Source organism: Proteus sp. G4380, assembly GCF_963885725.1.
GTDB lineage: Bacteria > Pseudomonadota > Gammaproteobacteria > Enterobacterales > Enterobacteriaceae > Proteus > Proteus mirabilis.
On the sequence record NZ_CAWPAV010000029.1, the window covers coordinates 70,147 to 83,260 of the forward strand.

Below are 13,114 nucleotides of genomic sequence, written 5' to 3' on the forward strand. Positions count from 1 at the left end.
GGTGTGACAAATGGTGTAAATAGTATAAATAGGTGTAAAATTACTATTTATACCTTTAGAGAAATATTAATAAAAAACTTAGTTAAAATTGGTTTTAATATCTGATTTCTGCTCAATCAGAATAATTACTCAACGATAAATGAAACATCGACAGCTCCTGAATATTTATCTGCTATAACTTTGCCATTAGCACATAGACCGAATAGAAAAGTTTGATTAAAGGATTTTATATTATCCATATTGGGTATATAGTGACCATCAAAGAATCTAATGGCACTTGTATCATTCGCTTGACATGTTTGATTTGTTAAACTTTTTAATGATGCAACAACATAAACTTCTGATTGATTGTTTGATTTTGTTCCATTTAAAAGCATTCCAGACATATTTCCACTAACAAGACTATTATAAGCTTTTATTGTAATATAGTTTTTTCCACCTTGAGTACATGTAACATTAACGGAATTTACTGGTGAAGTATCTAATAATGTTGGTGAAGTAAATGTTGATGTAAATTGATCTTTAAATTTAATATTAGTCTCAGTACTACTTGTCACGTTACAGCTTCTTAAGGCCGTAACTTTAATTTCTCCAGGGCGGATAAAATAAGCAGTACTATCATCAACGCTATTAGCTGTATTTCTTGACAACTTAAAACTAGTTTCTAATGAAAAAATACCAGGTTTTATATCGCCATATGCATAAACTGAATAACTATTTATACTAATAGAGACATAAGATCGAAAAGAAGGATCATAAAAATTTTCTTGATCATAAGCCGAAGGTCCCCAGCAAAAAGAACCATTTTTGCTTACATTATATAAACTTGAACGAGTCAACTTAGATCGAGTTAATACTCCTTTTATATTTTGGATACCTGAATTATTAGTTTTATATTGTCCTCCAATGTTTCCATTTATCGCCAATAGTAAATAGCCAGAGGTAGGATAGTTTTTATTTATTAGTTTAAATCCCCATTCATTAATTTCAGGTATTTTTTGTAGCCCATCGGTACTACCACAATAACCCGTCTGGTTGGTAAGGCTCAGAAAACCAAGCCTAGCATAATAATTAGCGCTCGAAGGGGCAGTGAAACTTTTAGGAAAGGTTTCAGCTAATTTTGTCACTGGAATAACTTCGCCTACATAGCCAGTTTTCCCTGCCATTATTTTAATTTCACCATCAGTAGCATAGCTTAATGTTGTACCTGTTGTCATGAGTAATATAAAAAATGGTAAGTATTTAATTTTCATAAATGTTCCTAGGAATTTACTAAAAATTATTTCTTATTAAGAGATAAGATTTTTATTAAATTAGCCTAGCATATAAAAAAGGAATATTCATAAAAATATTTATATTCCAATATGATTATCTTTATGCGAGTATCTCTATAGGAATAATTTACTTTAACTATAATGGAATTTTAATAATGGAGTTTTAATTTTATCTATTCTGATGTATTAAATATAGAAATAAGACGAACAAGGAAATATACAAAAATCACTCTTATATATGAGATGTGTTATATATTATGAACATATCGTCATTTCCTATAACAAACCTCGGCTAGCAATGTAGCATCAGCATATAAATTAAAGAAAGTCGGTTGGTTGGAAATACTAAGTTACCGAATGAAAAGGGGATTTTATTTACTTGAACCAGTATCACGTCTTGTTGTGCGCCAGTCAACTATTTAGCCATCAAGATTCGCATAATGTGTGACGCTATGTTACAAAAGGGTTCTGAGCCATTCCGGTAGAATGGGGTTGGGGTTTACCGGAATGGTGAAGGTTCGTCTTTATACATAGAGTGCATTGTGCGAATCAATTATTTTGCTGATATCTTTTCTGACTATCAGCTATAAATAATAAATTTGTAGCTGTTAAATGTAACATGTATCTAACTAACTCCTCACTAACTTCTTTATTTTCAGTGCCTTGACCATGCCCTGACATGTTATTTCTAATTGTTGGCACACCACTTTCTAACATTGTTTTAAGACTTGTAAATTGACTTTGAATATATGATGGTATTAACTCATTATCGAAACAACGTTTAATTAATTTTGAAGCTGAGTCTGACTTTTTATATTCCCAATTATTCATTTCGTGAATAGCTTTCAGCATACTTTCAAATGACTTACAACAATCTGTTAGACATTCTTTATATCTTTTGTGACGATAATGTTCATGAGCAGATAAATATTCTTCATTTGCACCGTTATAAAACTCATCTGAAGATAGTAAATTTATTACTGGTTTAATTATATTTGAATGTATTATTTGAGAGTCAACTCGAATTATTTCGCCTTGTTCTAACTGATAGCCAATTCCATGTTCTCTAAATCTATAATTTAAATCATTGATCGCTTCATCAGGATCTTGATTGTAATTATTGTATTTTTCACGGACATAACCATCTATTTCAATGAATGATAATTCTATGATATCAAAGCATTTTTCAATATCATTTTGGTGGAGAAAAAAATTGAATAATTCTGAGCAATATGAATTTGAATCTGGATCGTTATCTAGTTCCATTACACCATATTCATATATTAGTGTGTCATATATTTTTTTATATATAATGTCTGGATCATTCCATTGGTAGTAATAGCTCTTCATTTTCTTGTAAGTTGTACAGCTACCAATTGTATTTTTTATGATATGTATTATTTGAATACGTAGTTCTTTAGGTATTTTATCGTAGGAATATACATCGTTAATTTCTCCCCTTAGTTTTTTTTGTCTTTTGGAATAAATATTAGATATTGCCATTTTTATACCTATTAATAAGTTATGTTTAACATTATCTCTATGAAGAGAGTAACTTTAAAACCCCCGTCATGTACTACGGGGGTAGTCTCAGGGTAATACCAAGGTTTTTGCATAAGTGATTAAAAAACACTCACACCAATTAATCATTTACATCAAAAATCTTTGTCAAATTTAATATAACATATTCTTATGTGTTTAATAGCGTCAGATATCATATTTCTAATAAGGCTTTATTAAAATTCTTTCTAAAGTAGTATCTGATAAAAAGACAAAAAACATTGGGTTCCAACCAACATAATCAATCAGCCAAAAACAGAGATTTCAGCGCCTATCCGTATTTACCTATTATGGTTCGCATAATGTATATTATGTTAAATGGAATGTAATAACCAATAACTTTATGGATGCTTTCTTTTAATGATTTAGCGCTTCAAAGCCCTATTGACTCAGATATGTGTTAAGAATTTAATAACTCCACTTCTAACCAATCTGAGAATTTTTATGGGATACTCGATATGACATTTACTATGTAGAGATAAAAATATATAGTAGAACTAAGTCACAAGAATATTACACCATTCAAAATCGTAATAGTTTTTTATTTAGCCTTATAATTAGTTATAGATATTTTTGTATTGTAATTATACCTATTAGCTTAAATATATACAGGGAGAGTTAAATATGGCTGATATTATTTACCTAACATTAAATGGAAATAAACAAGGACTTATATCTGCTGGTTGTTCTTCTTATGATTCAATAGGAAATCGTTATCAAAATAATCATAGTGATGAAATTTTAGTATATTCAACAGATTATGATATTAGTCGTCATCAGAATATATCTCACGCCCCTTTTGTTTTTGAAAAAGCTGATGATAAATCCTCTGCCTTGCTTTTATCTAGTATAACAAATAATGAAATTTTGGAATGTGATTTTAAATATTATCGTATCGATAAAAACGGAGGGTTATTACACTATAAAACGATCAAATTGACAAAATCATCAATTATTAGAATAAAAAATACTCACCCCAATTCTTTATTAAAAAACGAATATTACCCAACAGAAACCATTTCACTACGATATGAAAGCATTACAGTTAACCACATTGTGGCCAGTACATCAGGATATAGCATAAGTAATAATATTTAAAGGTGGCATTACGATGAGAAATGATGTTTATAACAATCGTTATCATGTTCCAGTAATCTCATCACCAAACCCTGCCAATGAAGCCATGATGAGAGATTCTGTTAATATTTACGTCATGATTAATAATGAATTCATCGGTCATGTAGGATTAGTTATTGGTAATGGGGAAGATGCATTGTTATATGATCCTGCTGGAAGCTATACCGGATGTAAAAATAATCAATGTGAAGATGGTTCTTACACATTAAGGGGGTCAGGTGATTTCTTTCAATATCCTGATTTCAATTGGGATGATTACCTTTCTTACCAGTTATGGGATGGTGATGATATCGTTATTATAGAGTTTGTAATTCCGAGAGAACAAGCTGAACACATTACCAAACTTATTTATGAGCTTGGTGGTGCTAATGCTCTATTTTGTGCTACTAGAATCACTCATGTTTTAAAGTTATCTGGTGGTGTATTTAGTAATCTTGATACTCCAATTTATATACGTTCTCCTTGGGAGTTAAAAAAACAACTGCTTGATATCTATTTTCCAGAGCGAGGAGGAATCATTTCAGGTGCGTATTAATAAGAACTCCCTAATACCATATATATCAATATTTATCAGTGTGCTTTTTTATTATGCTGAAATGGCTCATCAGCTTTTTTTTAATATATTTTCGCATGCGACGAATACCATTGCATTATTCGAACATATTAATATTATAAGTCACTACTACCTTGTCTATCTGATTGTTATAACACCTGTGTTTGTTTTTTTAAATGGAAAAATGAATTCACTATATAAATGTTTGTTTTATTTTATTTTTCCTTATTTTTTATCTCTATTTGCATGGTATACACATATCTACTTCGATTTACCCAAAAATTCTAACTTAGGAAGTGGGACATTACTTGGTGAATTTGGCTACATAACAGTGACTATCTATATCATATACGGTTCATTCTTAATCCCACTAATTGCATGTTTGTGTGAGATTTTTATTCGATTACTCTATCGATATCTATACAGGTTTTATTAATAACTAATCTGTGCACGATATCCCCCTACATCTAGATCATATTGTTATATTAAAATATTGGGCAAAAGCTTTATTGCCCTTTTCATTAATCGTCACTTCTCTATATCCTTGGTGGCGTTTTATCCAACCTTGTGTCTGTGCATGATTAAGTAATGCACTGCCAATTTGTCCACCTAGATGAAAACGCCTTTCACTCCAATCTAAACAAGGACAACAAATATTGCGCGAATGTTTTGCTTGGAAATTAAGTCCCATCAATTTAAAGCGTTTATCTCCGAATTCAGTTATTTCTGTTCCATCTTTTGTTATCCATTCTTCTTGGCAAAGTACCTGATAAATTTTAACGGCAATTTCACCGGCTAAATGGTTATAGCATGTACGTGCTTTTCTTAAATGTTCTGGGGTGGTAATTTTTGCTTGTGATACATGAACTGTTGAGAAGCTCATCAAATTTTCAATAACTTTTGCTATATCATCACTAGCTAATCGAAAATAGCGATATTTACCACGAGAGATCACAGAAATAAGGCCGCTACTGAGTAATTTTGATAAATGGCTACTTGTGGTAGATGCGGAGATATCCGCAACAATGCTCAACTCGGTGGCTGTCCATGCCCTTCCATCCATCAAAGCACAGAGTATTTTTACTCTGGAAATATCCGCAATAGCGGCTCCAACCGCGGCTATTGCTGACTCCAAAGTATGCTCATATTCCGTTTTTGTTTTGTAATTATTCATCTTATAACGGCTCTATTGTCCAGTACGGTGCAATTACGTGTGAGTACTTGTAAACTCATAACAACGTTCTAGTTTAACTATACTTATTTTATAAAAATCAAAAATGCTCTTTTTACCTTCCTGCTGTGCTTTGCTGTGCAAAATATTATTTTTCCATTGCAGTATAGCATCTTCATTTTTCCACCAAGAAAGCGATAATAGCTTTCCTTCCGTCGCTAGGCTTTGAAAGCGCTCGATAGATATAAATCCATCAATGTTGTTTAGTAATGGTCTTAGTTGAGATGCTAAAGATAAATATTGCCCCTGCTTACTTGTGGCTATTTGAACTTCAAAGATAACAGCGATCATTTTATTCTCCTTGTTAAGAATAAGCAGGATAACAAGGAAAATAATAAACGTTTCGATACCTATTGAAATGTTACTCTGTACTGAATGTAGAGTAGAAATGAAGTTAGTATCTTTATTAAGCAATGATATCTTTAAAAGCACTTGTTACTTGTTATATTTATAACAAAAAATGTAGTATTATCAGATTTTTATGTGCAAAAACATAACGTAAGAGAAAAATAATGAAAGTTCATTATGCTGTAGGTAAATATATAATTGCTATATTTATTCTATTACTGCTTGTTATCACCACCCTATTATTTTTTACAAGCCATATTCAAGACTTTGACTATGAAAACAAAGATCAAGAAGAATTAAGTTTTCTATCTCAAGGAAACCGGCTATCAGGAACTCTTCTTACTCCTCAACATAAGACTCCGTCAGCGGTTATCGTTGTTATTCATGGTGATGGGCCTCAAGATCGTTATTCAAATGGTGGCTACAACCCTCTGTTCAATACATTTTTGGATGCAAATATCGCGATATTCTCGTGGGATAAAGCAGGCATTGGTGATAGTCAAGGAAACTGGCTACATCAATCAATGGAAGCTCGCGCTGAAGAAGCGGTAGCTGCATTAAAATTAATGCAACTTCGTTATCCCAAAGTTCAAGTAGGTTTTTTAGGGTTTTCTCAAGCCGGATGGGTTATTCCTATCGCCGCTAGTCAATCACAACCAGCTTTTTCTGTGATTATTGGTGGTGCTGTCAATTGGCGAGAACAAGGACAATATTATCAAAAATTGCGTTATGAACAGCAAGGAAAAACACCGGATGAAATTATACAATTGCTGGCAAAAGAACAAAAAGAAAATGATGATATTTTTGGACTACATGGTACAAAAGATCGCACTCGTCGCAATGATATGAGTGAAGATCGATTTAATTTTGTTGTTAAAAATTACTTAAGTGATTCATCAAGTTATTTAAGAAAAATGAATGGTCGTATATTAGCGGTATGGGGAAATAATGACTTAAACGTTAATGCTCAGCTTAATGCTTGTCGCTATCGTGCAATATTAAATACTCATCATCAAGCTGATATTGTTGTTTTCCCTCATGCTAGTCATGGATTACTCCGTGTGCCAGAATTTAATTACCAATTAGAAAGTGATTGGCCAATATACCGTCAACTACAATTTCTGTGGGCTGGCCGTAAAGCTTACACTGAAGGTTCGTTACCACTTATTATCGATTGGATAAAAAATAAAAATCCGGATTTCTCTCCCTATAATATGGATTGTAATTTATGATTTTTAACCATAATAAGGATATAGATGGCTTTATACTTTGGTTGTCTCTTGTGTTACTTTCTTGTACTCTGCTACGCTTTATTATCAACCTATTTGAGTAAACCATGACAGAAGCTCGTTCTAAAGATCCACTACACGGTATCACGCTTGAAATGCAAGTTAATGCGTTAGTGGCTAAATATGGTTGGGTTAAATTAAGCCAACTAATCAAAATTAACTGTTTTAGAAACGAGCCAAGTGTAAAGTCGAGTTTGAAATTTTTGCGCAGAACTCCTTGGGCGCGCTCTGAGGTAGAAGCACTATATCTAAATCTTGTTGAAGAAAACCTTGATGATACAATCAATTATTCTGAAAGTGATCCTTGGGCAAATAGTCGCTATAAAAAATAATTGTTATTTTTATTAATTCTCATCTCTAAAATCCTTTGGTGTCATGCCAAACTCTTTTTTAAAAATAGAGTAAAAATATTGTAACGACGGATAGCCACACATCAAAGAAATCTCTTGTATTGATAATGTTGTTGTGGCTAATAAGTTTTTCGCCCTTTTCAGCTTCTCTTCATAAATCACGGCATGGATAGTCTTCCCTACTTCTTTCTTAAAACGCTGTTCTAAATTAGAACGCGACATATTTACAGCGTCTAACACTTGCTCAGTTTTTATTCCTTTACAAGCATTGTAATAAATATAGTGCATTGCTTGTACAACGGTAGGATCACTAAATGAATGAAAGTCTGTTGAGCGACGTTCAATGATTTTTACTGGAGGAACTAATATTCTTGGTAGTTGTTCGGTTGGATGCCCTTCTAATATTTGATGCAGAAGCTTCGCGGCTAAATATCCCATTTGTCGTGAACCTTGTACTACAGAAGATAACGCTATACGTGATAAATAACGTGTCATATCTTCATCATCAATGCCTATAATACTGATTTCTTCAGGCACATTAATATTTAAGTTATCACAGACTTGCAGTAAATGACGCGCTCTGGCATCGGTGACGGCAATAATACCAGTTTGTGGTGGCAACGTTTGTATCCAGTCAGATAAACGATTCTGTGCATGTTGCCAATTCTCTTGTGTGATATCCATACCGTTATAAATGATGCCAGGGTATTTTTCGCGAGTAACTAATTGCCGGAATGCATATTCTCTCTCATTAGACCAATGCGGGTAGTTTTTTGCCGGTAATCCATAAAAAGCAAAATGTTTAAGCCCTTTTTGCTTTAAATGTAAAAAAGCTTGATGAATCAATTGGTAATTATCAGTAGCAATATACGGCACAGAAGGATAATCTTTTGCTTGATGATAAGAGCCACCGACACCAATAACAGATAAGGGTGATTGGCTTAAATGTTGAGTAATAATGGGATCGTCAAAGTCTGCAATAATGCCGTCACAAACCCAATGATTAATATTATCAAGGCGAGTGCGGAAATCTTCTTCAATAAATACATCCCAATGGCACTGTGACGCCTGCAAGTATTCACCTACCCCTTCAACAACTTGTCGGTCATAGACTTTATTAGCGTTGAATAACAGCACGATACGAAAATATTTATCTTTTTTCATATTAGATCACCCACTCTTCCATGTTGGCCATTAAACCACAGCTTTGTATTTGCCAGCATTCTCCTTCGTGGCGATGTGATTACTATCACACAAGTCAGATTTCGTAATAGCAAAGTAAAAAATAGGAATAACCAAGAGTAAGTACAACGAGTATTTTGTTGTTAAACCACATTGCCGAGGGGATTTTCATGAATCAGAATAACTTTAATAAATTAATTTCTAGGCAAAATACCTACAGTGCTAAATGGTGCAACAGTAACGCCAATGTTATTCCATTATCGGTTGCCGATATGGATATTTCTGCACCAGATTTTATTATTAACAAACTCAGTCAGTTTAATTTAACCGGTATTTATGGCTATACCGATCTTAGCTCTGATTGGAATAATGTTGCGGTAAATTGGTTTAAATCTCAATATGCTTGGCATGTTACACCTGAATCTGTGGTGTTTTGCCCTCGTATTATCCAAGCCGTCTCTCTCTATATTCAAAATTTTACTCAAATTGGCGATAAAGTGACAACCTTGTCACCTGCTTATCATCCTATTAGCAATACAGTTTGTGTAAATCATCGCCAGCTACTAGAAAGCCCATTAATTTATCATAATGGGTGCTATGAAATAGATTTTGACGATTTAGAAGATAAATTTAAACAATCTGTCTGTTTTATATTGCTTTCTCCCCATAATCCAACCGGAACAGTATGGCAACAAGCTGATTTATTAAAAATTGCTAAACTTGCTGAAAAATATAAAGTTTTTATTATTTCTGATGATGTTCATGCTGATTTTGTTTTTGATAATGCCATTTATCGACCTATATCAACTTTAAGTAGCTATGTAGAACAACACTCTTTTATTTGCACATCACCGGCTAAAACCTTCAATTTAGCGGGGCTTGAAATAGCTAATATTGTGATTGCTAATCCAGAATATCGTGAGAAATTTAAACAATGCTTAATTGCCGCAGGTATTCATAATCCTGGTTACTTCTCTGTCCCTGCTTTCTTACAAGCTTATACCTTACAAGGTCAACAATGGATCAAAGAGCTTAAACATTACCTTGCTGAAAACAGGCAGTGGGTAAAAGAGCAATGTGCACGTTATTTTCCTGATTGGGTTATCACTCAAAGCCATGGCACCTACATGCTATGGATCAATTATCAAAAAATGCAGTTAACCGAACAACAATTAAAGCATTGGTTTGTTTCATTAGCCGGAGTAGAAATGAGTTGGGGAAGCGGTTTTGGTGCGGCTGGGGATGGTTTTTTCCGCATTAATATTGCTACACCTCGTTCAATATTAGAAACCGTTTTTACTCGGCTTATTCGTACCTCACCTCACGCCAGTTTGGAATAAATTACAATGAAAACGCAAACGATAAATAATCCGAGAACCCCTACACTTATCGAGTCACTGTTTCCTATATTTACAATGGTGGTGCTATTAGGCGGAGGTTACGCCGCTTTTGATTTACCTCCCGAACCACTAATGGTGTTATCAACCGTCGTCGCGGCATTATTAGTTAAACGATTAGGCTATCGTTACGACGAAATCTTAACGGCTATCTCACAAAAAATCGCCAAAACGATGCCGGCTTTGCTGATCTTAATTAGCGTTGGTTTATTAATCGGGACATGGATGGTGGGAGGAACTATTCCACTGATGATCTACTATGGATTAAAGATGATCAGTCCTGAAATGCTATATGTTACGGCACTACTAGTGACATCATTAGTATCAGTTTGTACTGGCACTTCATGGGGCTCGGCGGGCACTATTGGCGTCGCTTTTATGGGCGTTGCTGTCGGTATGGAGGCTAATCTTGCAGCAACTGCGGGTGCCGTTGTTGCTGGTGCTTACTTTGGTGACAAACTCTCACCGCTATCAGGGGATACTAACCTCGCTGCAATGGCGGCCAGAATAGATCTTTATCAACATATCTGTCACCTGCTTTATACCACATTACCTTCCTTGATCCTCACAGCGATTATCATGACTGTTTATGGTATGAATGGCGATTTAGCAGGACAAGGAGTGCCTGAAAAAGTCACCTTAATTACCAATGGGTTGGAGAATATTTATCACTTCAACTTGATCCTGCTTATTCCTGTATTAGTCATTTTATATGGTTCGGTCACGAAAAAACCGACTATTCCAGTTATGCTGGCCTCTGCCGCTATTGCGATGTTGAATGCTTATCTTATTCAAGGATTTGGCTTACATGATATCGTAAAAAGTGCCGTTGATGGCTTTAATGTCTCCATGATCCAAGGTAAAGAAGTACCTGAATTATTAGGTAATTTATTAAATCGTGGTGGTATGAACTCCATGATGAGCACCCTACTTATCTGTTTCTGCGCACTCTCCTTTGCGGGAACTCTATCTTTAAGCGGTGCATTAGAAGTGATAGTTCATGCACTGCTAAAAATGGTGCATTCAACGGGATCGATGATCTTAGCGACTATTGCTTGTGGACTGACCATGATTGGTGTTACTTGCAATGGACAAATCTCTATTCTTATTCCTATCGAAATGTTACGTGGTGCGTATATTGAACGCGGTTTACACCCTAAAAACCTTGCTCGTACCGTTGAAGATTCCGCCACTATTTTTGAGCCTATCTTACCTTGGACTGCTGCCGGCGCTTATATGGCGGGCACATTAGGTGTTGCAACCCTAAGTTATTTACCTTGGGCTGTATTGTGCTGGAGTGGCATCTTCTTTGCCATGTTATGGGGTTTCACCGGTTTTGGCATTGCTAAATTAACACCAGAAGAGCAGGAAGAAATGACTGCTGAGCTTGGATCACATTCAGAATTACAACTTGATACTAAATAAGGACGGTTCCATGTCTTACTTTGATAAAATTGAACAAATTCAATATGAAGGTACCACCAGCGATAACCCTCTCGCTTTTCGCTACTATAATCCAGATGAAATTATTTTAGGGAAAAGAATGGAAGATCATCTGCGATTTGCTGCCTGCTATTGGCATAACTTCTGCTGGAATGGTTCGGATATGTTTGGTATTGGTACGTTTGATAGACCTTGGCAGACACCGGGAGAAGCACTAGCACAAGCAAAGCGTAAAGCGGATGTTGCTTTTGAATTTTTCCATAAACTCAATGTACCTTTTTACTGTTTTCATGATGTTGATGTTATCTCTGAAGGAAATAGCATTAATGAATATATCACCAATATGGCAGCAATAACTGAGGTATTAGCGCAAAAACAGCAAGAAACGGGCGTTAAATTATTATGGGGAACTGCAAATTGTTTTACTCATCCTCGTTACGGAGCTGGTGCTGCAACAAATCCTGATCCAGAAGTATTTGCTTGGGCGGCAACTCAAGTTTGTGAAGCGATGAAAGCAACAAAAACGCTGGGAGGCGAAAACTATGTGTTATGGGGAGGCCGCGAAGGTTACGAAACATTATTAAATACAGATTTACGCCAAGAGCGGGAACAAATTGGTCGTTTTATGCAGATGGTTGTTGAGCATAAACATAAAATTGGATTTCAAGGTACACTGCTCATCGAGCCGAAGCCACAAGAGCCAACTAAGCATCAATATGATTATGATACTGCGACAGTTTATGGTTTCTTAAAACAATTTGGCTTAGAAAAAGAAGTTAAAGTGAACATAGAAGCTAACCATGCAACTTTAGCGGGTCACAGTTTCCATCATGAAATCGCCACAGCTATTGCATTAGGTATTTTAGGCTCAGTCGATGCTAACCGAGGTGATCCACAATTAGGTTGGGACACAGACCAATTCCCCAATAGTGTAGAAGAAAATGCATTAGTTATGTATGAAATTCTCAAATCCGGTGGTTTTACGACTGGTGGATTAAACTTTGATGCCAAAGTACGTCGTCAAAGTAATGATAAATACGATCTTTTCTATGGGCATATATCCGGAATGGACACCATGGCAATGGCATTACGTATTGCAGCAAGAATGATCCAAGACGGTGGACTTGATAAATTTATTGCTCAACGTTATGCGGGATGGAGTGCTGAACTTGGCCAAAATATCCTACAAGGCAAATTAAGTCTTGAAGAAGTGGCAAAATATGCACAAAGCAATACCTTAGCGCCCCGCTTACAAAGCGGGCGTCAAGAGATGCTAGAGAGTTTAGTGAATCGTTATATTTTTGGTTAAGGGTATAAAAAGATAAACACAGCAGAGTAGCGCTGTGTTTA

At 34.9% G+C, this 13,114-nt stretch carries 12 protein-coding genes; 7 read left to right on the forward strand and 5 right to left on the reverse strand.

Annotated features, from left to right (window positions below; genetic code table 11):
* Nucleotides 1–125 precede the first annotated feature (125 nt).
* Nucleotides 126–1,253 carry a hypothetical protein gene (locus AACU98_RS01975; RefSeq protein ID WP_161735423.1) on the reverse strand — a complete coding sequence of 376 codons (1,128 nt, stop codon included), beginning with the start codon at nt 1,251–1,253 and terminating at the stop codon, nt 126–128.
* Between the two features lie 570 nt (nt 1,254–1,823).
* On the reverse strand, nt 1,824–2,777 hold the full coding sequence (locus AACU98_RS01980; protein WP_161735425.1) for an STM4504/CBY_0614 family protein: 954 nt from the start codon (nt 2,775–2,777) through the stop codon (nt 1,824–1,826).
* Nucleotides 2,778–3,458: 681 nt separating this feature from the next.
* On the opposite strand from AACU98_RS01980, the gene AACU98_RS01985 reads away from it, so the two are divergent.
* Both AACU98_RS01985 and AACU98_RS01990 read left to right on the forward strand, forming a co-directional pair.
* Complete coding sequence (locus tag AACU98_RS01985; RefSeq protein ID WP_017628104.1) at nt 3,459–3,932, forward strand: Hcp family type VI secretion system effector; 474 nt, start codon at nt 3,459–3,461, stop codon at nt 3,930–3,932.
* 13 nt (nt 3,933–3,945) lie between these two features.
* Nucleotides 3,946–4,506 (forward strand): hypothetical protein, encoded by a 561-nt coding sequence (locus AACU98_RS01990; RefSeq protein ID WP_017628105.1) that lies wholly within the window; start codon nt 3,946–3,948, stop codon nt 4,504–4,506.
* Nucleotides 4,507–4,996: 490 nt separating this feature from the next.
* Here AACU98_RS01990 and AACU98_RS01995 read toward each other — a convergent pair whose 3' ends face one another.
* Both AACU98_RS01995 and AACU98_RS02000 read right to left on the reverse strand, forming a co-directional pair.
* Nucleotides 4,997–5,698, reverse strand: coding sequence for an ArsR family transcriptional regulator (locus AACU98_RS01995; protein WP_012367939.1), 702 nt, complete (start codon nt 5,696–5,698; stop codon nt 4,997–4,999).
* 33 nt (nt 5,699–5,731) lie between these two features.
* Nucleotides 5,732–6,046 carry an antibiotic biosynthesis monooxygenase family protein gene (locus tag AACU98_RS02000; protein WP_004248086.1) on the reverse strand — a complete coding sequence of 105 codons (315 nt, stop codon included), beginning with the start codon at nt 6,044–6,046 and terminating at the stop codon, nt 5,732–5,734.
* A 221-nt stretch (nt 6,047–6,267) separates the two neighbouring features.
* On the opposite strand from AACU98_RS02000, the gene AACU98_RS02005 reads away from it, so the two are divergent.
* Nucleotides 6,268–7,335 carry an alpha/beta hydrolase family protein gene (locus AACU98_RS02005; protein ID WP_141192114.1) on the forward strand — a complete coding sequence of 356 codons (1,068 nt, stop codon included), beginning with the start codon at nt 6,268–6,270 and terminating at the stop codon, nt 7,333–7,335.
* 104 nt (nt 7,336–7,439) lie between these two features.
* The gene (locus tag AACU98_RS02010; protein ID WP_004242975.1) at nt 7,440–7,724 is read left to right on the forward strand and encodes a VF530 family protein; all 285 of its coding nucleotides are present in this window, start codon (nt 7,440–7,442) and stop codon (nt 7,722–7,724) included.
* 12 nt (nt 7,725–7,736) lie between these two features.
* Here the strand turns inward: AACU98_RS02010 and AACU98_RS02015 are convergent, their stop codons facing one another.
* A complete protein-coding gene (locus AACU98_RS02015; protein WP_004242974.1) occupies nt 7,737–8,906 on the reverse strand; it encodes a XylR family transcriptional regulator in 1,170 nt (389 codons plus the stop codon).
* A gap of 188 nt (nt 8,907–9,094) precedes the next feature.
* On the opposite strand from AACU98_RS02015, the gene AACU98_RS02020 reads away from it, so the two are divergent.
* The 3 genes from AACU98_RS02020 to xylA are packed head-to-tail and all read left to right on the forward strand — an operon-like array spanning nt 9,095 to nt 13,073.
* Complete coding sequence (locus AACU98_RS02020; protein WP_161735427.1) at nt 9,095–10,264, forward strand: MalY/PatB family protein; 1,170 nt, start codon at nt 9,095–9,097, stop codon at nt 10,262–10,264.
* A 6-nt stretch (nt 10,265–10,270) separates the two neighbouring features.
* Nucleotides 10,271–11,746: a Na+/H+ antiporter NhaC gene (gene nhaC, locus AACU98_RS02025; RefSeq protein ID WP_062814300.1), complete on the forward strand. Its 1,476-nt coding sequence runs from the start codon at nt 10,271–10,273 to the stop codon at nt 11,744–11,746.
* A gap of 10 nt (nt 11,747–11,756) precedes the next feature.
* Complete coding sequence (gene xylA / locus AACU98_RS02030) at nt 11,757–13,073, forward strand: xylose isomerase (protein WP_074561434.1); 1,317 nt, start codon at nt 11,757–11,759, stop codon at nt 13,071–13,073.
* The last annotated feature ends 41 nt before the right edge of the window (nt 13,074–13,114 follow it).

Bases quoted from the DNA above. Each gene is read 5' to 3' on its own strand.
- AACU98_RS01975 (WP_161735423.1), bottom strand. From the start codon at position 1,253: ATGAAAATTAAATACTTACCATTTTTTATATTACTCATGACAACAGGT.
- AACU98_RS01980 (WP_161735425.1), bottom strand. From the start codon at position 2,777: ATGGCAATATCTAATATTTATTCCAAAAGACAAAAAAAACTAAGGGGA.
- AACU98_RS01985 (WP_017628104.1), top strand. From the start codon at position 3,459: ATGGCTGATATTATTTACCTAACATTAAATGGAAATAAACAAGGACTT.
- AACU98_RS01990 (WP_017628105.1), top strand. From the start codon at position 3,946: ATGAGAAATGATGTTTATAACAATCGTTATCATGTTCCAGTAATCTCA.
- AACU98_RS01995 (WP_012367939.1), bottom strand. From the start codon at position 5,698: ATGAATAATTACAAAACAAAAACGGAATATGAGCATACTTTGGAGTCA.
- AACU98_RS02000 (WP_004248086.1), bottom strand. From the start codon at position 6,046: ATGATCGCTGTTATCTTTGAAGTTCAAATAGCCACAAGTAAGCAGGGG.
- AACU98_RS02005 (WP_141192114.1), top strand. From the start codon at position 6,268: ATGAAAGTTCATTATGCTGTAGGTAAATATATAATTGCTATATTTATT.
- AACU98_RS02010 (WP_004242975.1), top strand. From the start codon at position 7,440: ATGACAGAAGCTCGTTCTAAAGATCCACTACACGGTATCACGCTTGAA.
- AACU98_RS02015 (WP_004242974.1), bottom strand. From the start codon at position 8,906: ATGAAAAAAGATAAATATTTTCGTATCGTGCTGTTATTCAACGCTAAT.
- AACU98_RS02020 (WP_161735427.1), top strand. From the start codon at position 9,095: ATGAATCAGAATAACTTTAATAAATTAATTTCTAGGCAAAATACCTAC.
- nhaC (WP_062814300.1), top strand. From the start codon at position 10,271: ATGAAAACGCAAACGATAAATAATCCGAGAACCCCTACACTTATCGAG.
- xylA (WP_074561434.1), top strand. From the start codon at position 11,757: ATGTCTTACTTTGATAAAATTGAACAAATTCAATATGAAGGTACCACC.